The 19,434-nt window shown below is 35.1% G+C and carries 19 protein-coding genes; 10 read left to right on the top strand and 9 right to left on the bottom strand.

The genetic code is table 11. The features are described 5' to 3' along the window. Positions 1-21 precede the first annotated feature (21 nt). Positions 22-570: a TVP38/TMEM64 family protein gene (locus CQZ94_RS15955; RefSeq protein ID WP_105586147.1), complete on the bottom strand. Its 549-nt coding sequence runs from the start codon at positions 568-570 to the stop codon at positions 22-24. A 400-nt stretch (positions 571-970) separates the two neighbouring features. Between CQZ94_RS15955 and CQZ94_RS15950 the strand changes: the two genes are divergently transcribed. Together CQZ94_RS15950 and CQZ94_RS15945 are read left to right on the top strand one after the other, a co-directional pair. Continuing rightward, positions 971-1,489 (top strand): RNase A-like domain-containing lipoprotein, encoded by a 519-nt coding sequence (locus CQZ94_RS15950; RefSeq protein WP_105586146.1) that lies wholly within the window; start codon positions 971-973, stop codon positions 1,487-1,489. A gap of 14 nt (positions 1,490-1,503) precedes the next feature. Continuing rightward, complete coding sequence (locus tag CQZ94_RS15945) at positions 1,504-1,776, top strand: hypothetical protein (RefSeq protein WP_105586145.1); 273 nt, start codon at positions 1,504-1,506, stop codon at positions 1,774-1,776. Between the two features lie 54 nt (positions 1,777-1,830). On the opposite strand, the gene CQZ94_RS15940 is transcribed toward CQZ94_RS15945, so the two are convergent. The 3 genes from CQZ94_RS15940 to CQZ94_RS15930 form a co-directional block, all read right to left on the bottom strand. Then, positions 1,831-3,093: a VanW family protein gene (locus tag CQZ94_RS15940; RefSeq protein WP_105586144.1), complete on the bottom strand. Its 1,263-nt coding sequence runs from the start codon at positions 3,091-3,093 to the stop codon at positions 1,831-1,833. A gap of 234 nt (positions 3,094-3,327) precedes the next feature. Continuing rightward, positions 3,328-4,344 carry an LCP family glycopolymer transferase gene (locus CQZ94_RS15935; RefSeq protein WP_305037873.1) on the bottom strand — a complete coding sequence of 339 codons (1,017 nt, stop codon included), beginning with the start codon at positions 4,342-4,344 and terminating at the stop codon, positions 3,328-3,330. A gap of 186 nt (positions 4,345-4,530) precedes the next feature. Beyond that, the gene (locus tag CQZ94_RS15930; protein ID WP_105586142.1) at positions 4,531-5,709 is read right to left on the bottom strand and encodes a NupC/NupG family nucleoside CNT transporter; all 1,179 of its coding nucleotides are present in this window, start codon (positions 5,707-5,709) and stop codon (positions 4,531-4,533) included. Positions 5,710-5,800: 91 nt separating this feature from the next. On the opposite strand from CQZ94_RS15930, the gene gloA2 reads away from it, so the two are divergent. From gloA2 to aspA, 3 genes are all read left to right on the top strand, one after another. After that, positions 5,801-6,187, top strand: a complete 387-nt coding sequence (gene gloA2 / locus CQZ94_RS15925) for an SMU1112c/YaeR family gloxylase I-like metalloprotein (RefSeq protein WP_105586198.1) — start codon at positions 5,801-5,803, stop codon at positions 6,185-6,187. A 110-nt stretch (positions 6,188-6,297) separates the two neighbouring features. Further along, on the top strand, positions 6,298-7,596 hold the full coding sequence (locus CQZ94_RS15920; protein WP_105586141.1) for a hemolysin family protein: 1,299 nt from the start codon (positions 6,298-6,300) through the stop codon (positions 7,594-7,596). A 181-nt stretch (positions 7,597-7,777) separates the two neighbouring features. Beyond that, on the top strand, positions 7,778-9,214 hold the full coding sequence (aspA, locus tag CQZ94_RS15915) for an aspartate ammonia-lyase (RefSeq protein ID WP_105586140.1): 1,437 nt from the start codon (positions 7,778-7,780) through the stop codon (positions 9,212-9,214). Between the two features lie 171 nt (positions 9,215-9,385). On the opposite strand, the gene CQZ94_RS15910 is transcribed toward aspA, so the two are convergent. Further along, on the bottom strand, positions 9,386-11,005 hold the full coding sequence (locus CQZ94_RS15910; RefSeq protein ID WP_105586139.1) for a lactate permease LctP family transporter: 1,620 nt from the start codon (positions 11,003-11,005) through the stop codon (positions 9,386-9,388). Between the two features lie 203 nt (positions 11,006-11,208). Then, a complete protein-coding gene (locus tag CQZ94_RS15905; protein WP_080020866.1) occupies positions 11,209-11,637 on the bottom strand; it encodes a TlpA disulfide reductase family protein in 429 nt (142 codons plus the stop codon). Between the two features lie 498 nt (positions 11,638-12,135). Here CQZ94_RS15905 and CQZ94_RS15895 point away from each other — a divergent pair, with 498 nt between their 5' ends. Both CQZ94_RS15895 and CQZ94_RS15890 read left to right on the top strand, forming a co-directional pair. Beyond that, the gene (locus CQZ94_RS15895; protein WP_001075217.1) at positions 12,136-12,423 is read left to right on the top strand and encodes an ArsR/SmtB family transcription factor; all 288 of its coding nucleotides are present in this window, start codon (positions 12,136-12,138) and stop codon (positions 12,421-12,423) included. A gap of 207 nt (positions 12,424-12,630) precedes the next feature. After that, the gene (locus tag CQZ94_RS15890; RefSeq protein ID WP_002010492.1) at positions 12,631-12,810 is read left to right on the top strand and encodes an acid-soluble spore protein H; all 180 of its coding nucleotides are present in this window, start codon (positions 12,631-12,633) and stop codon (positions 12,808-12,810) included. A 40-nt stretch (positions 12,811-12,850) separates the two neighbouring features. On the opposite strand, the gene CQZ94_RS15885 is transcribed toward CQZ94_RS15890, so the two are convergent. Continuing rightward, on the bottom strand, positions 12,851-14,236 hold the full coding sequence (locus CQZ94_RS15885) for a peptide MFS transporter (RefSeq protein WP_105586137.1): 1,386 nt from the start codon (positions 14,234-14,236) through the stop codon (positions 12,851-12,853). A 379-nt stretch (positions 14,237-14,615) separates the two neighbouring features. Then, positions 14,616-15,584, bottom strand: a complete 969-nt coding sequence (locus tag CQZ94_RS15880) for an ABC transporter substrate-binding protein (protein ID WP_105586136.1) — start codon at positions 15,582-15,584, stop codon at positions 14,616-14,618. Positions 15,585-15,756: 172 nt separating this feature from the next. On the opposite strand from CQZ94_RS15880, the gene CQZ94_RS15875 reads away from it, so the two are divergent. From CQZ94_RS15875 to CQZ94_RS15865, 3 genes are read left to right on the top strand one after another with little or no spacing between them, the layout of a single operon-like run. Then, positions 15,757-16,761: a FecCD family ABC transporter permease gene (locus tag CQZ94_RS15875; RefSeq protein ID WP_105586135.1), complete on the top strand. Its 1,005-nt coding sequence runs from the start codon at positions 15,757-15,759 to the stop codon at positions 16,759-16,761. Next, positions 16,758-17,816, top strand: coding sequence for a FecCD family ABC transporter permease (locus CQZ94_RS15870; protein ID WP_105586134.1), 1,059 nt, complete (start codon positions 16,758-16,760; stop codon positions 17,814-17,816). Before CQZ94_RS15875 ends, CQZ94_RS15870 begins: the two co-directional genes overlap by 4 nt. 12 nt (positions 17,817-17,828) lie before the next feature. Then, on the top strand, positions 17,829-18,650 hold the full coding sequence (locus CQZ94_RS15865; RefSeq protein WP_105586133.1) for an ABC transporter ATP-binding protein: 822 nt from the start codon (positions 17,829-17,831) through the stop codon (positions 18,648-18,650). A gap of 32 nt (positions 18,651-18,682) precedes the next feature. On the opposite strand, the gene CQZ94_RS15860 is transcribed toward CQZ94_RS15865, so the two are convergent. After that, positions 18,683-19,414 carry a class I SAM-dependent methyltransferase gene (locus tag CQZ94_RS15860; RefSeq protein ID WP_105586132.1) on the bottom strand — a complete coding sequence of 244 codons (732 nt, stop codon included), beginning with the start codon at positions 19,412-19,414 and terminating at the stop codon, positions 18,683-18,685. Positions 19,415-19,434: the final 20 nt, after the last annotated feature.

Genomic DNA, 19,434 nt, shown 5'->3' with positions numbered 1-19,434 from the left:
GAAGGAGCATATGCTCCTTCTTTATTTTTTTCTCCATTTTTTCCACAAATAAAATAATCCGATACAACCTGCGATTGTTACAATCCATTTCGCTTCATTTGTTCCGTTCATAACTTGGTATGCCGAATATACTTCAATCGATAAGGCCGGTATTTTACCTATTGTACTGGCAATACTGAAGGAGAGTAATGACATTTTGCCTAGAGCTGCAAACAAAGTAACGATACTTGATGGAATGAAAGGGATAAAACGAAAAGATAGAACGAGTAGAAAGGCTTCTTTGCCTTCTACGTACAGGAGACGCTCTACCTTTGGGTACTTATTTACTTTGTCGTGAGTGAATTTTTGAAGGCCTATGCGATAAATATAAAACGAGATAATAGCCCCTAATGCTTCACCTGCGATCGAAATGATTGTGCCATTTGTTACACCGAAGAGCTGTATATTAATGGCCGTCAAAAAGATGCTAGGAATAACACCTAATAGACTAATAACAATATTGATCAAGATACTAAGTGGTATTGCGATTGAGTAATATTCCGTTAAGAAATTTTGAATGGTTTCTGTCATAGTGTAAAATCCTTTATCTTTTTTTGAATTACATCATATTTCAATTGTATAGGCAAGTGTAAATTTACATAATATAGATATTTGTCGATACGAACGATACCCAATACCCTTTATGGGTATTGGGTATATAAAGTCAGGGGTATATTTAGTTTGTTTAAAAAACACTCCATTAATCCTATATTTAAAGGGTTTATGGAGTGTTTTAGTTGACGTTTTTATCTGGAAAATAATCCGAAAAACATGGGGGTATATTTTAATGTAGGCGAAAAACAGTGGTTTGATGAAAGTGGATTGGCAAATATAGCAAAATGAATGAGGGATTTTAAAACTGTATACACTTTTTCTTTGTGAAATTGACTTTTAGTGGAGTTACGATAATAATCATGGAAGAGGTGATACGATGAAACGACTAAGTAGTCTTTTCTTGAGTGGTTTATTGGCACTAATGCTGATTTTAAGTGGATGTGCAGGAAAAGAACAAAAAACAGAAAAACCAAAAGAGGATCATTCTACATCAGTAGAAAAAATTAGTGATAATATTTTAGATGAAATGGAAGGGCCACCTAAAAATGGTCATACGATTGAAAGGCATGTAGGCAAATCAGAAGAGGATTTGAAGAATCGTTTGAAGACAGATAAAGTTTCAGCGGCAAGTACATACTATGATAAGGAAACAGCGACAAAGGCTGTGAAAGATAGTTTAAAACAACATGATAAAGAAATTCAGGATTGGTTGAAAAACTCTAAAGAGGCTCGCCTTGTATTGAATACAACTCATTCATTCCCAGTTGGAAAAACGGTAATAAAGAAAAATATGAATGTAAAAGACAAACTAGTAAAGACTGTTACTGTTTTAGCGAGAGATAAATCAGGAGATCTAGGATTTAAGATTATTACTTCTTATCCATCAGATAAATAAAGGGGGGAGTATATATGTATACGACATTACAATACTTTCTTAAATCGTACTGTACGTTAAGTGTTCATGAGGATGAAATAGTAAGCGTGATGGAAGAGTTTATAGAGCAAGAAGACGAAGAAATTGTTTTGAAATTACGCGATGAATTAGTAAATATGAAGAAAAAGAGCGCGTGGGAAGAAGCGTGCGTATTAGCTGCGAAGCAAGGAAATCGTGTGTGGTCTTTAGAAGAAACGAAAGATCATCTGGAAATTTTTTTACTATTATTGCAAAAGAAAAAGGTGTGAGTAGATCACGCCTTTTTGTATACACTTTTTGAAATTTGTCCGTTTGATATTACCTCATTGTTTTGGGGCACTTTTATATACGCTTTTTGAAATTTGTCCATTTGAGAGTACTTCACCGTTTTGTGTTACTTTTTTATACGTAACCGCTGTTATTTTATCACCAGTATTACTAATTACTTGAGAAGAAACTTCAACATTTTTACCAGTATTTGTACCGAAAATACGTGTAGTAATACTACCGCCATTTGAAAATGCTTGAATGTAAATATGCTTACCTGTATTGTTTTTAAATTTTAAATCCGGACCATAATCTGCCACTGCTGCATCTTGCCCAAGTGGTAAATAATTTACGGGCATAGAATGATTGCTTCGAGAAACAATTCCTAAATCCGCCCTTAAAGCTGCGCTGTATAAAGTACTACTTACTTGGCAAACGCCTCCGCCTGCACTTTGTATAACTTTACCTTGTGAATATACTGCTGCGGATTTATAACCATGTGCAGCATCAGTTACGCCAACACGGCCATTAAAACTAAACGTTTCATCAGGTGCTACAATAACTCCACTTAAAGTATTAGCTGACTTATTTACGTTATAGGACTGATTTCCATTACGGCCAGCCATTGGGGTAGAGTATTCAGCAATCACTTCTTTAATCCCCATTTGTTGTATATCTTCTGTAGAACGTTCAGGTTTTATTAGTGTAACTGGTAATGCAACATCGGATGTGCCAGAAGTAATAGCCTGTTTCGTTAAATCGGTTAATTTTCCTTTATCAATTTTTTCCCCATTTTGACTTTGGCTAATATTTACTGTAGAGCCTTCAACACTTAATTCGGCGTTGACAGGATTTTTTAATGTTTCATTATATTTATCCTTTATAAAGGTTTCATAAGTTGTTGTATTTAATTGTGGTGTTAATTTATAGTCACGTTTTACTTCACCGTTTTCAGCTTGCTTACGCATGTTGTAACGATTCATTACGTTCCCTTCTTGTTCTTTAAAGATATTGTCGACAATATCCTTCTCTTTATAATCTACCCCTAAATCTTTCCATGTGTAATTTTGTTTATCATTTTGGAATACGTAGTTAAGAGATTTTTGATTTAATTCATTCACCTTTTGATTAACAATAGCTTGAATATCTGCTTTATTTTTTCCATCAAGAGAAATACCTTCAAATGTAGTGTTGGGTAGTGCAGTTGTATTTAGTTGATTATTTAATTTGGATACATATTGATATCCACCAACCCCACCAGCACAAAGTAAAATGCCACCAGCAATAGCGGAACCGATCAGTATTTTGCTTAGCTTCATTTATTTCCCCCCAGAAAAATTTGTATAAATATATGTATTACATTTTTTGTATAAAAATGATGAAAATAACATTATGTACGTACTAGTATACTATTATTTTCACTATGTGTGTAATGTTTTCATAAAAAATGTTACACTGTTGTAATAATTGTCTCTTTTTGTCACAATATGCATGAGAAATATGTTGAAAATTATAATAAAAAGGCTGCTTAGAAAGATCTAGCAGCCTTTTTATTATAATTTTTTATGCTCATTTTTATTCGTAACATCAAGATGTTCTTGCAGTGTTGTCGATATATCCTGAACGCTTTTTTCGTTCGGAACGTAATAATAAATACCACCTATATATTTATCAGTACCTTCTACTTGTAGCTTATCCATTTTTAAATTTGAATCCATTGAATTTTTTGCAATAGCCATCATATCATCAAAAGTTAAATTTGTTTTTAAGTCGTTATCGACAGCATCTAATAAGCTTCCGATTTTATTAACGGAATTGAGCGATAGTGCTTTTTCAGCAATAGCTTCTAAAACAAGTTGTTGTCGTTGACCACGCATATAATCACTATCAATATGACGAGTTCTAGCCAGTGCAAGTGCTTCTTCCCCATTTAAATGTTGGCGCCCTTTTTTGAGGTGAATAGCATCTGCTTCGTCGCTACTATTTTGTTCTGTGAACTCAACTGGAACGTCGACAGTAATACCACCGAGGGAATCAACAATATTGATAAATGATTTGAAATTAAATTTTACATAGTAATCAACTGGGACATCTAAAAAGTTTTCTACTGTATCAATTGTGCTGTCCACACCACCAAATACGTGTGCATGTGTAATTTTATCATATTTATCACGTGATTTAATGTAGACGCGTGAATCACGTGGAATGCTGACTAGTTTAACAGATTTATCATTTTTATTAATTGTTGCAAGTAGTAATGCATCTGTACGAGTCGCTTTTCCGTAATCTTTTTCCCTAATATCACTTTCATCAACACCCATGATAAGAACAGAAATATTGTCAGTCATAGGCTTTACAGCTTTTTCACGTTTGCTGGATTTATCTCCTCGGCCTAATTCGGAATAGGCGTTGCTTAAGACGGATTTTGCTTTACTGTATATATGGAAGGAATAGCCTCCTGCTCCCATTGCTACAATAAGTAAAGGAATAAGAATGAACCAAAGTAGGCGCTTTTTCTTCGAACGTCCTTTTTTGGCTCGAGTTTCGTTGTTAATGTCGGATTTCATCATTTTTTCTCCTTTAAAACAATCAAAGTGTATACATCTAGAAGCGTATTAAGACACATAAAAAATATTGTACGCTAAATAAAAGGTATTGTACATGTATAAAAAATAGATGTCTTGATTATTTATAAGACATCTATTCGTTATTGTATACAAAAGACAGGGATAAGAAAATGATAAAATTTTTCCTAATTAAAGCATAATACTTACAATAATCGCAGATAAAATGCTAACAAGAGTAGCTCCGTATAGTAATTTTAGGCCGAAGCGGGCAACAACATTTCCTTGTTCTTCGTTTAATCCTTTTACCGCACCTGAAATAATTCCAATGGAAGAGAAGTTGGCAAAAGAAACGAGGAAGACAGAAATGATACCAATTGTACGGGTAGAGAGAGTACTGGAAATTTTGCTAAGGTCCATCATGGCAACGAATTCATTAGTTACAAGCTTTGTTGCCATAATGCTACCAGCTGTGACAATCTCAGAACTTGGTACGCCGATAAGAAATGCAATAGGGGCAAATACATAGCCTATTAGTTGTTGGAAAGTAATGCCGAATATAATGAGGAATAGGTCATTAATGCAACTCATTAATGCGACGAATCCAATGAGCATAGCGCCGACGACAATTGCTACGCGAAAACCATCAAGAATGTATTCTCCAAGCATTTCAAAGAAACTTTGTTTTTCCCCTTTGATTTCCAAAATATCTTCATTATCGTTAACGTCGTAAGGATTAATAATGAGTACGATAATAAAACCACTAAATAAATTGAGAACGAGTGCGGTTACTACATATTTTGGTTCGATCATTGTCATATAGGCACCGACAATGGACATAGATACTGTTGACATAGCAGAGGCGCAAAGTGTATAAAGCCGATGTTTTGGGATTTGGGCTAATTGTTTTTTTACCGTAATAAAAACTTCTGATTGGCCGACAATAGCGGAAGCGATGGCGTTGTAAGATTCTAATTTCCCAAGACCATTTATTTTGCTAAGAAAGAAACCAATCCAATGAATGAAGAATGGTAGTATTTTGAAATGTTGTAATATACCAATTAAGACGGAGATAAAGACAATCGGTAATAATACGTTAAGGAAAAATGACATTTCACCTTTGTTTGCAAGACCGCCAAATACAAAATTTATACCAGATGCAGCGTAGTCGAGTAACTTTGTAAACAAATTAGAAATTATCGTAATAAGTACGAGGCCAATTTCTGTATTTAATAATAAATAGGTTAAAATTAACTGTATAATAAGCATGATGAAAATTGGTTTGAATTTAATATGTTTTTTATTGTTACTAGCAATATAGGCGAGCAAGAAGACGACGATAAGTCCGACAAAGAAAGTGATAAATTTCATAATAAGCCTCCTAAAAGAGATATTCTGATATATATGTTTTTCATTTAAAGGGAGAATATGCATGTTTGGTAAAGAGAGGAATAGAGGAATCATGAATATATGTAGAGTACATCACGTTGCAATTATTTGTTCGAATTATGAAGTGTCAAAAGATTTTTACACAAGAATATTAGGTTTCAAAGCGATAAATGAAGTATACAGAAAGGAACGAAATTCTTATAAGTTAGATTTATGTGTAGGGGGAGAGTATCAAATTGAATTGTTTTCATTCCCAAGTCCACCGAAGCGCCAAAGCTTTCCAGAGGCTGCTGGACTTAGACATCTAGCCTTTGCTGTTACGGATATAGAAGAAGCTGTTAAACATTTAAATCAATGCGATGTTGAGACAGAATTGATACGTGTTGATGAAATAACGGGAAAAAAATTCGTCTTTTTCCAAGACCCCGACGGTTTGCCATTAGAATTGTATGAGGGCTGAAAATTGGTGAATTTTATATAGGGTTGCTTTCAAGTAAATGAAGAAACTAAAGTGAAACTTCTTTATTTAAAGGAGGTGTAACTTTAGCTAAGAAAAGCTAAAGGACATATGTGGATATTTTTAAATTATTGATGGTAGCTGTTCTTATTGCGCTAACAGGTTTCTTTGTAGCTGTAGAGTTTGCAATTATAAAGGTGCGTAGCAGTCGTATCGATCAACTCGTTAGTGAAAAAAGACGAGGCGCATTGGCAGCTAAAAAAGTAACTTCAAATTTAGATGAGTATTTATCGGCATGTCAATTAGGAATTACGATTACTGCTTTAGGGCTCGGGTGGTTAGGAGAGCCGACGATTAAACATTTACTCGAACCGCTGTTTTTAAAATTGGATTTATCTCCTGCAATTGCAAGTACGGCTTCATTTATTATTGCATTTGCAGTCATTACATTTTTACATGTTGTAATTGGTGAACTTGCTCCAAAGACGTTAGCTATCCAAAAAGCAGAGCAAGTTAGTTTATTATTATCGCAACCAATTATTTATTTTTACCGAGTTATGTATCCATTTATTTGGGCTTTAAATGGCTCTGCACGATTTGTGACAGGCTTATTTGGTTTACATCCTGCATCTGAACATGAAGTTGCGCATTCTGAGGAAGAACTAAGATTAATCTTGTCTGAGAGTTATGAGAGTGGCGAGATTAATCAAACTGAATTTAAATATGTAAATAACATCTTTGAATTTGATAACAGGGTAGCAAAGGAAATCATGGTACCTCGTACTGAAGTTGTTGGTTTATATGAAGATGAGCCGTTTGAGACACATATTAAAGTAATCGCACAAGAAAAATATACGAGATATCCAGTATTTGGTGAAGATAAAGATGAAATTATTGGGATGGTTAATGTAAAGGACTTATTTATTCGTTATATGGATGGTAATCGAGATGAAGAGTGTTCGATTACACCATATACACGTCCAGTTATTGAAGTGTTAGAAAATATCGCAATCCATGATTTACTATTGCAAATGCAAAGAAGGCGCATTCCATTAGCTGTATTATATGATGAATATGGTGGCACAGCAGGGATTGTTACATTGGAAGATATTTTAGAAGAAATTGTTGGAGAAATCCGAGATGAATACGATGAAGATGAGCATCCACCTATAGAACATATAAGTGCGGTGTGTAAAATTGTAGATGGGAAAGTACTGATTAGCGAAGTAAATGATTTATTTGGCATACATTTGGTCGCTGATGATGTTGATACAATTGGTGGTTGGATTATGGTACAAAAACAAATCGTTGCTGAGGGAGATATTATTGAGAAACACGGCTTTTCTTTTAAAGTTCTTGAAAAGGATATACATCAAATTAAGCGAGTTGAAATAAAGAAAGTAGAAGAATGAATGGATTTTCTATTATATAAACTTTAATAAAAAGTATATATAGAAAAATAAATGTTTGCGCTTTCAAAAAGGGTGCTATATAGTGAAGGTGGATACTGAAGAATTCTTTTAATGATACTCGTATTTTATAGGGCGAATTCTTTAGATAAGGATTTAGAATGAAAAGTATAGGTGATGAAAAATGATAGCAACGAAGGATATACGTATAGAAAAAGATTTTTTAGGTGAAAAGGAAGTACCGAGTGTAGCTTATTATGGTGTACAAACATTACGTGCCGTAGAAAACTTTCCTATTACAGGATACCGCATTCATCCGTCACTCATTACGGCAATGGCAATTGTAAAGAAAGCGGCAGCGCTTGCGAATATAGATACAGGTTACTTAGCTAAAGATATCGGACAAGAAATTGCAGAAGCTGCACAAGAGATTGTGGATGGAAAGTTCCATGATCAATTTATTGTAGACCCAATTCAGGGCGGGGCAGGTACTTCAATTAATATGAATACTAATGAAGTAATTGCTAATAGAGCGTTAGAACGTATGGGATACGAAAAAGGTGAATATGCGAAAATTAGCCCAAACACTCACGTGAATATGGCGCAATCAACAAATGATGCGTTCCCAACTGGGATTCATATTGCAACTCTTATGATGCTAGAAGAACTTCTTGTTACAATGGAAGAACTTCACTCTGCTTTTCATGATAAAGCAAAAGAGTTTGATCACGTCATTAAAATGGGGCGTACACATTTGCAAGATGCAGTTCCAATTCGCCTTGGACAAGAATTTGAAGCATATAGCAGAGTGCTAGAGCGTGATATAAAAAGAATTAAACAGTCTCGTCAACATTTATACGAAGTTAATATGGGTGCGACAGCTGTCGGTACGGGATTAAATGCAAACCCTACTTATATAGAACAAGTTGTGAAGCATTTACGAGCTTTTAGTGGTTTCCCTCTTGTTGGTGCAGAGCACTTAGTTGATGCGACGCAAAATACAGATGCGTATACAGAAGTATCTGCAGCACTAAAAGTATGTATGATGAATATGTCTAAAATTGCAAATGACCTTCGTATTATGGCGTCTGGTCCACGTGTTGGGTTGGCGGAAATTCAATTACCAGCTCGTCAACCAGGTTCATCTATTATGCCGGGTAAAGTAAATCCAGTTATGGCAGAAGTAATTAACCAAGTTGCTTTCCAAGTAATTGGAAATGATCATACAATTTGCTTAGCGTCAGAAGCTGGACAATTAGAGTTAAATGTAATGGAGCCGGTATTAGTATTTAATTTAATTCAATCCATCAGTATTATGAACAATGGATTCCGTGTATTCCGTGAATATTGTATTAAAGGAATTACAGCGAATGAAGAGTTGCTTAAGCAATATGTTGAAAAAAGTGTTGGAGTTATTACAGCAGTGAATCCTCATATTGGTTATGAAGCAGCTTCTCGTATTGCACGTGAAGCAATTGCGACAGGAAAATCTGTTAGGGAGCTATGTTTAGAACATGGTGTACTTACAGCAGAAGAGCTTGATATTATTTTGGATCCATACGAAATGACGCATCCTGAAATTGCTGGAGCTTCTTTATTAAAGAATGAAGTGAAACTTTAATCAGTGGGGGCCATCCCCCACTGATTATTAGCCTTCACCAATCGGGCTTTTACGGGCAGCCCGACTCCCTTACATTCGCCGAATTTTGAGGTGGGAGTCTTACTGCCCACAAATAGCGGGGTAAAAAATGTAATGTAAAAAGCACCGATCCATTTGGATCGGTGCTTTTTTTTAGAAGATATTAAATACAGCGTTTAATTGAAGTAAGCTAATAACAGCTAAGAAGATTAAACTGTATTTCATTGCTGTTTTAAATAAGGCAGATTCTTGACCAACTAGTCCAACTGCTGCACAAGCAACTGCTACAGATTGTGGTGAAACCATTTTCGCCATTGTACCACCTACTACGTTTAACGCAACGAGTGTAGAAGGAACGATGTTTAATTGATCTGCAGTTACTGCTTGAAGCGGTGCGAATAATGAACCACTTGATACTACTGATCCTGTAATGAATACGCCAATCCATCCTAAGATTGGAGAAAGAACTGGGAATGCATTACCAGTAGAAGAGAATGCAAGTCCAAGTGTAGATGACATACCAGAATAGTTCTCTACGTAAGCTAAAGCGATAACGCTACAAATTGTATATACTGGAGCTTTTAGTTCTTTAATTGTTTCAATCATTAGTTCTTTAATCATTTTACCATTTACGCGGTAAACGATAAGTGAAACGATAATTGCTAATACAATCGCAGTAGTTGTAGAAGAGAATACATCAAATTTGAAAATCGCTGCGAAAGGTGTATCAGCTTTTGTAATTGGTGCAGTTTTCATAACCATATTATGAAGACCAGGGAACTGAATGTTAAATACTAAGTTTGCTAATGGACCATCTGGAGCAAATAAAGCTTTAATCGGTTTTAAATTAAAGATTGTTACGAATGCAGTTAAGAATACGAATGGAGACCAAGCATATAAAATTTGATTGAATGTATGAGATTCTTTTTCTTCTTGTTTTTCTTCTTTAGCAGAAGATTTTGGCTGCCAAACACGTAAGAATAATGCAAGAGAGACCATACTTACAACGGCTGCGAAAATATTAGTAAGTTCTGCACCTAAGAAGTAAGTTACAAGGAACTGAGTAATTGCGAAAGAAACACCACTTACAAGAATACCTTGCCAAGTTTCTTTAATACCTTTAATTCCATCGACCATTGAAACAAGTAAGAAAGGTAAAATAATGCTAATGAATGGTAAAATAAGAACAGTTTGACGACCTATAGTTAATGCGTCGAGTCCAGTTAATTGTGCTGGTACTGTAACTGGGATACCCATAGCACCCATAGCACCACCAGCGATGTTAGCTACTAAACAAATACCTGCTGCTTTTAATGGATTAAAGCCCATACCTACAAGTAATGCAGCTGTAATAGCAACTGGAACCCCTAGACCAGCTGCGCCTTCTAAGAAAGCACCGAAAGAATAAGCAATTAATAATACTTGTAAACGTTGATCATTTGTAATGCTTGAAATACTATCGCGAATTATGTTGAATTGCTCTGTTTTAACAGTTAATTTGTAAAGGAAAATCGCTGCGATAACGATAGTACAAATTGGATAAAATCCAGATAAAATACCGAATCCGGCAGATGCTACAGCTACAGTTGCGGGCATTTTATAAACAAATATAGCAAGAATAATAGCGACAATCACACTATAAAGCCCAGCGATGTAACTTTTCATTTTGAGTCCCATTAAACAAATGATGAAACAGAAGATTGGAAGTGCTGCGATTAGTGCAGATAACCAAATATTGTTTAATGGGTCATAAATTTGTGTCCAAGTACTCATAATAATGACAACTCCTATCTATTGTATGTGAAGAAATTCACATTATTTGTGAAACTATTCACAATCGACTTACATGCTTAGTATATTCTCCTTCAACACTATTGTCAACGTGAAAAAGTATAATTATTCCATAATAGTGTTAAAAGTAACATTTTGTTCATAAAGTAGACAAAAAGCGTAATCAAATTGATTTGAATACGCTTCTATAAATTATTTACATATTCTTTCATTTTTTCATATGTCATTGGTCCCACATGCTTATATTGAATGACACCGTTTGTATCGATGACAAAAGATGTTGGAATGCTGATGATTTGATATGCGGCACTTGCCTGTCCTTTCTGATCTAATAGGACGGGGAAGGTGTATTTGTTTTCTTCAAGAAATTGTTTTACATTGTTCGGGTCTTTTTCAGTAGCTGTCGCATTTACAGCGACAATTTCAATCCCCATATCTTTAGTATCATGATAAAACTTTTCCATATCAGGCATTTCTATTTTGCATGGACCACACCAGCTTGCCCAAAAATTTAATATTACTTTTTTTCCTTTATAGTCTGTAAGGCGAACTTCTTGACCGGTGGTTGTTTCCAGAAGGAAATTGCGGGCAACATTGCCAACTTCAGTTCCAATGGGGGTGTTTGATTTTGAAGCTATATCTTCTTTGTTGTCTAATAGGAAGTGATCGATAATAGTCCAGCCAACCGCAATGCTAATTAACGCAATAATAAACCATTTTTTAATATTAAATCATCCTCCTTACTTAAATTTCCTTTTTATCGTAACAAAGTGGTTAAATATGGTCAAATTACTTTACGATAGGTTATCAATTATAGACGATATTTTACAATATCATTACTGTACATTTCAGTAAGGTGAAAATATAACAAAAAGCCTGATAAAACAACGTTTGTAAGCAAAGTATTGCTATCCCTTTGTTTTGCTTTTTTATTGTATCATATAGTATAATATTCAAAATCAGGTGGGATTTTTTCTTGAACTGTGTGCTGATAAAAGTCGGAAAATTTTCTCAGCATTATAGGTTGATAAAGTTATGTCGTAACAGGAAATATAAGAACAGATATATAAATAAATAAAAAGAAAATAAAAAATGAAAATGAGGGGAATTTTATGAACCAAAACCAATTTGACTGTCGTATTTCAGAAGAAGACGTACAGATGTTAAGAGCATTAGCTCATCCGCTACGTCTACGTTTAGTAATGGAACTAATGCAGCGTGGAACATGTAATGTAACACAATTACAAGAGGTATTAGAAATTCCGCAATCAACTGTTTCGCAGCATTTAACGAAATTAAAACAAAATAAAGTAGTACGCTTTGAGAGACGCGGGTTAGAAGTGTACTATCAAATTCATAACGATAAAGTAAGTGAAGTAGTAAAAACATTATTTTCTTAATTTTTGAATATTATGGAAAGAAGACGTGTAAAATATACGTCTTTTTTTATTTGGAAAAGATGTAATAATAGGAAGATTTGAGAGCGTATATATTAGCGTGTGAGAAAGAAACAAACTATCGGTTGAAATGCTAAATTGACGGAATATATTCTGAAGGGATATGAAAAGATAGAAAGGAGTGTTGTAAGCCAAAGGAGGAATAATATAATGGATGTAAAACGTGTGAAACAGATATTATCTTCTTCAAGTAGAATTGATGTTACATATGAGGGAGTCCCCGTATGGATTGAGAGCTGTGATGAGCAGAAGGGTAGTGCTCAAGTGTATGACGTATCCAATCCAGGAGAGAGCGTTCACGTGGACGTGACGGCTTTAGAAGAGATGTAATAGAAAAGACGCTTCTAATTTTAGAAGCGTCTTTTTTGTGTTATTCCATCATACTTGCAACTTTTTTAGAGCAGAGAAGAAGTACAACTCCTAGGACGATAACGATAATACCGATACTTGCAAATACTTCAAGATAGCCTAATGATTGTGTAAAGGAAGCAAGTTTACCTGCTAACCAGTTAGCCATACCCGTACCAGCTAACCATACACCCATTAATAATGATGCTAATTTTACAGGAGCAATTGCACTTACCATTGATAGACCGATTGGTGATAAGAATAACTCACCAATTGTATGGAAGAGATAAGTGATAACGATGAATAATAAGTTTGCTTTTACAGTTATATCAGCTTCATTACTTCCAGTTTTTAGAACTGCTAATGTTAAAACAAGATAACCTATACCTAGTAAAATCATACCAAATGCCATTTTTGTTGGCACTTTTAAATCACCGCGTTTTGTTTTAGAAAGTTTTAACCATAACATAGATACGAATGGTGCAAGTAGTACGATAAATGCTGGGTTAACTGATTGGAACCAAGATGTTGGAACTTCCCAACCGAAAATTGTACGATCAACAAATTTATTTGTATAAAGTGTTAGAGAACTACCAGCTTGTTCAAATCCTGCCCAGAAGAATACTACGAAACAAGTTAAAATTACAATTGCCCAAGTGCGATTTTTCTCTTGTTTTGTTAAAGGTTTCTTTTCGATTGCAGGTTGATTTTTTGATTTTTTACCGACAACTGTCGTTCCTGCTTTACCAAGGTAGCGAGGAGCTAATAAGTTGAAAACAATTTGTCCAATAATCATACCGATACAAGCTGCTAAGAATCCGTATTTATATCCCATAACAATAACGCCATCAACGCTTGTTTTAAAGAAATCTTCTGCTAAAAATCCACAAATAAGTGGAGCGAAGAAAGCACCTACGTTAATACCCATATAGAAGATAGTAAATGCACTGTCACGACGTGAATCATTTTCGCCATACAATTCACCTAACAGTGTAGAAATATTTGGTTTGAAGAATCCATTACCAATAACTAATAGTATTAATCCAAGTAATAGCCCTGTTTTTGTATTCATTGAGAAGAGTACAAAGTTACCGATTGCCATAATAATTCCGCCGAGAGTAATGGCATGACGTCTTGTAATATAATGATCAGTTAGCCATCCGCCTATAATTGGCATGAAATATACTGCCGCTGTAAAAGTACCATATAATTGCACTGCGACTGCCTTATCAAATCCTAATCCGCCACTAACAGCGGCAGTTGTTAAATAAAGAACTAAAAGGCCACGCATTCCATAATAACTAAATCTTTCCCACATTTCTGTTAAGAACAACAAATATAATCCTGGTGGATGTTTTTTTGGTGATTGTTGTTCTCCAGCTTTGTCTAATTTTAAAGCTGTATCCATTTTTGTTTCCCCCTAATCCTGTATAACGGATATTTATGTAATTATTTTAATTCACAAAATATTTAGAAGTCAATAGAATTATATGGAAATAGCAAGAAAATTTCTAAAAAAATCTATTTTCCTTCAACCGTTATTGTATTTTTCCCTGAAAACAAGATAATAAGCGTTTTCAAATGTAGTAATTGAATTCTAAAAGAAAGTAAAATAGTGATAAATCAGAAAATTTAGATTAGAATATTTATTCTGATATAGAGAAAATAAACTATATTTACTTTTATAATATAACATATCGGGAATAAAAATACAAAATGAAATAATGTGACACTTCAGTGAAATGAAAAAACCAGCTCCATAAAAGAGGGAGCTGGTTAGAATGAAATTATTTAACAAAGCGTTTTTCAATGTCATCTAGTAGTAAGTTAGCAGCCATTACACCGCCAGCTGTATTCCAAATAACGTCGTCAACTTTGTATGCTTTTCCGTTCTTTACTGCATTTAGGTTTTTAAATAGAGGATCGTTTATATATTCTTTTTCTAGTTCAGAACCTTTTTTCTCATTGCCTTTATCGAATGTGAAGTAGAATAATACATCACCATCCATTGCAGAAATACGCTCTTTAGATACGTTACGTTCTGCGAAATCATTTTTATTTTGATCACCAGGACGCTTAAATCCAAGTTCTTTTAAAATAACACCAGAGAATGTATCACCGTGATAAATACGAACATCACCAGGCATGAAACGGACCATAGAAATTTCTTGATTTACTTTATCGCCAAGCTTGCCTTTTAAATCTTTCATACGTGATTCGTAATCAGCTAAAACCTTTTGACCTTCTTTTTCTTTATTTAAAGCCTTTGCATAAAATGTGAAGTTATCTTTCCATTCACCACGTAATGTTTCCGAGAAAACAGTAGGTGCAATAGCCTTTAGTTGCTCGTACACTTTTTCGTGACGCATTTTGTTACCGATAATTAAATCTGGTTTTAAAGAAGCAATCGTTTCAACGTTAACTTGTCCTTCGTCACCAACAACTTTTACATCTTTCATTTTGTCCTTAATATGTGGATACCACGGATCACCAGTCCAAGACTTTACAGCACCAACTGGTTTCACACCTAATTCAAGTAAAGCTTCAGTTCCTTCATTCGTTAAAATAACTACACGTTTTGGATTAGCAGGAACTTCTGTTTTACCCATTGCGTGTTCAACCGTAATCATTTCTTTTTTATTATCTTCTTTTGTTGATTCTTCTTTGTTATTTGACTTTCCACAAGCACTTAAAAGCAGTGAAAATGCTAGTAGAAATACAAATACTGTAAACGATTTCTTTTGCATGAAATTCATTATGTACCCCCTACATGTTGAGAAAATTTTTCAATAGCAAGCATGATATTAAAACTTTGCTGCTCGGTTGTCAATATATATCACTGAAAATGATTATCAGTTTTATTGACAATGCGAATTAAGTTGAAATAAACTAACAACGTATCATTATACATTGAAGGGGAAACGCTGCATGTTATTAAAAACAAATCAAGCAAAATGGATTGGATTATTTGTTGGAATCATTGCAGTCGTTATTTGTATTTGGGGAAGTATTATTTTCGGATATACAAATACGAGTTGGAAATTAGCGCTAGATGCTTTTTTCCATTTTAATGGTTCAAATGAACATATTATTATTCAAAATGTGCGTCTGCCAAGGGCGTTAATTGCGGCTAGTGTTGGTGCTAGTTTAGCCATTGCGGGTTGTTTAATGCAAACTTTAACAAAGAACCCGCTTGCTGCTCCAGATTTCATCGGATTAAATTCAGGTGCTGCTTTCTTCATAGTTGTAGCAATTGTGATTTTTTCCGTCACATCATTATCAGCTTTCACTTGGATAGCCTTTTTAGGAACGGCAGTTGCAGCAGTACTAGTATTCGCTTCTAGTTCTTTAGGAAAAGAAGGGACAACCCCGCTCAAGTTAACTTTAGCAGGTGTAGCGATAAGTGCTTTGTTTTCATCATTAACACAAGGGTTACTTGTATTAAATGAAAAAGCTCTTGAGGAAGTATTATTTTGGCTTGCTGGATCTGTACAAGGGAGAAAGATAGAAATATTACAATCTGTATTCCCATACTTATTAGTAGGTTGGGTTGCATCCCTTATGATGGCAGGGAAAGTAAATACATTAATGATGGGGGAAGATGTCGCAAAGGGGCTCGGACAACGAACTATTTTAATGAAATCATTAGTATTACTTATTATTGTACTGTTGTCAGGCGGTTCGGTTGCGGTTGCTGGTCCAATTGGATTTATTGGCATCGTTACTCCTCATTTTGCAAGAGCTCTTGTTGGGGTAGATCACAGGTGGATAGTACCGTATAGCGGGTTGCTAGGGGCCATACTATTATTATTTGCTGATATAGCGGCACGATATGTCATTATGCCACAAGAAGTACCAGTAGGGGTTATGACAGCGTTTATAGGGGCCCCATTCTTTATTTATATTGCACGTAAGAGAGGGCTTAGCAAATGAAGAAGTATATTCCGTTTCGTATAGGAAAAGAGGGGCTCTCGTTTTTAATGTATAAACGAGCTTGTCTAATCTTATTAAGTTTACTAGCTATTTTAATAGGATTATTTTTTGCCAGTGCAGGTATGGGAGATATGAAAATTGCTCCTTATGATGTATGGCAAGCGATTACCGGAAATGGCGATGCGATGTCAAATATGGTTGTAAATAAGTTTCGTATGCCGCGTATTTTAATTGCGATCCTTGTGGGAATCGCACTTGCTGTAGCGGGTTGTATTTTACAAGGGCTCGTTCGAAATCCGCTTGCTTCTCCTGATATCATCGGAATTACGGGCGGGGCAAGTGTTGCAGTTGTACTATTTTTAGCTATATTTAGTGATAAAAATAATGCGCTAACAGTAAGCATTCATTATATGCCGCTCGCAGCCTTTGCTGGAGCAACGATTGTAGCGTTATTTGTATATTTATTTGCATGGAGAAATGACGGGTTATCACCGATTAGTCTTGTTTTAATTGGTGTTGGATTTTGGGCATTAACGAAAGCAGCAACGACTTTATTTATGTTATTAGCACCAATTTATCAAGCGAGTCAAGCAAATGTATGGATTACAGGTACTGTTTACGGTTCTTCATGGCAAAATGTTATGGTACTTGCGCCGTGGGTTCTTATTTTAACGGTAATATCATTTATAGCGGCTAGACATTTAAATGCCCAAGAGCTAGGGGATGATATTGCAGTAGGACTCGGTATTCCTTTAACAAAGTCGCGCGTATTCATGCTATTACTTAGTACAGCTTTAATTGGCGGGGCAGTTGCTTTCGCAGGAGGAATTGGATTTGTTGGTTTAATGGCACCTCATATTTCTCGAAGACTAGTTGGTTCTTTATACGGTGCATTACTTCCAGTTGCAGCTATTGTCGGTGCAATTCTAGTACTTGCTGCAGATTTAATTGGGCGTACAGTTTTCACACCACTTGAAATTCCAGCAGGGGTATTTACATCAGCAATTGGTGCACCTTATTTTATTTATTTACTTTATAAAAGTCGGAATTCATAAAGGGAGATGAATATGCAAAAAGCATTGGAGACGAAACGCTTGACGCTGTCGTATGGTGAAACAATTATTATTGATGAGTTGAATTTAGAAATTCCAAAAGGGGAAATTACAATCTTTATCGGTTCTAACGGTTGTGGGAAATCAACTTTATTACGTTCACTAGCTAGATTATTAAAGCCAACAACTGGTGACATTTTATTAGATAATCAAGCGATTCAAAGTATGCAAACGAAGCAAATTGCTCGTCAAATGGCAATCTTACCGCAAGGGCCACAAGCGCCAGAAGGACTTACAGTATTGCAACTTGTGAAGCAAGGGCGTTATCCATATCAAACATGGCTCAAGCAATGGTCAGAAAAAGATGAGGAAATGGTACAAAGAGCGCTTGCGGCAACGGGTATGACTGAATTTGCTGAGCGTGATGTTCATGCTCTTTCAGGTGGACAACGTCAACGTGCTTGGATTGCAATGACTCTTGCACAAGATACCGATATTATTTTACTGGATGAGCCAACTACATATTTAGATATGACTCACCAAATTGAAGTGTTAGATTTATTATTCGAATTAAATGAAACAGAGAAAAGAACGATTGTTATGGTATTGCACGATTTGAATTTGGCATGTCGTTATGCAGACAACATTGTAGCTATTCAAGATAAACAAATATATGCGCAAGGTAAACCAGAAGAAGTTGTTGATCAGAAGTTAGTTCGTGATGTATTCCGTATGGAGTGTCAAATAAGCGCTGATCCGTTATTTGGAACACCGCTCTGTATTCCACATGGAAGAGGAAGAAGTGTACGTAAAGAAGCTGTTCAGGCGATGAGATAACAAAAAAAACGATGAGTAATTCATCGTTTTTTTTATTTTTTGCAAGAAAATAGTAGGAAAAGGGGAATACGTAAGCGACGTTCGTATTCTTCTTCACTCTGAAAACAGTTTCTATTTGGTGAAGCTTCTTTTAAGTTTGTAATTGTAAATCCGGCTTGTTGCAATAATGTGAAATATTGTTCAGCTGTACGATGATATTTAATAACTTCTTTATTAAGCCACGGCTCAACTCGTTTCCCCGTTTTGAAATAATCATCGACGAGCCAACTAGTTCTTTTACCACTCGTTTGTAAGCTTTCAAATGAAGAGGTAATAACCGGATGTTGAACACTAAAGGTAAAGGTTCCATTTGTTTTTAAAGTTTGAAACACGTTTTGAAAAATAATATGAAGCTGTTCAATATAATGTAAGGCGAGTCTGGATGTTACTAAATCAAAAGTAGAAGGAGGGTATGTGTAGTCTTTGAGGTTTAAAAAATGAACGGTGCCATTTTTATTTTCTAGTTGTTTTACTGCTTTTTCATACATAAGATGTGAGCCTTCAATGCCAGTGTAAGAGTGGCAGTCATTTTCTAATACTTCCGCACCAAATTTAGCGTCACCACAACCTAAATCGAGAATTTGTTTTCCTTTTACATTACCAATGAGCTGAAAGAATGCTGGTTTTTCAAGTGATTCGTTTGGGCTATCTGTTCTATATCTCCGTTTTATATATTGATTAAAAAAAGGTTCGTTGTTGTACACATCAGATTCTGTAAACTCCATTTTTTTTCAACTCCTTAAAT

Source organism: Bacillus sp. MYb209 (assembly GCF_002975175.1).
GTDB lineage: Bacteria > Bacillota > Bacilli > Bacillales > Bacillaceae_G > Bacillus_A.
Note: the sequence above shows the minus strand (reverse complement) of the source record. Positions and strands in the feature narration are given on the sequence as shown.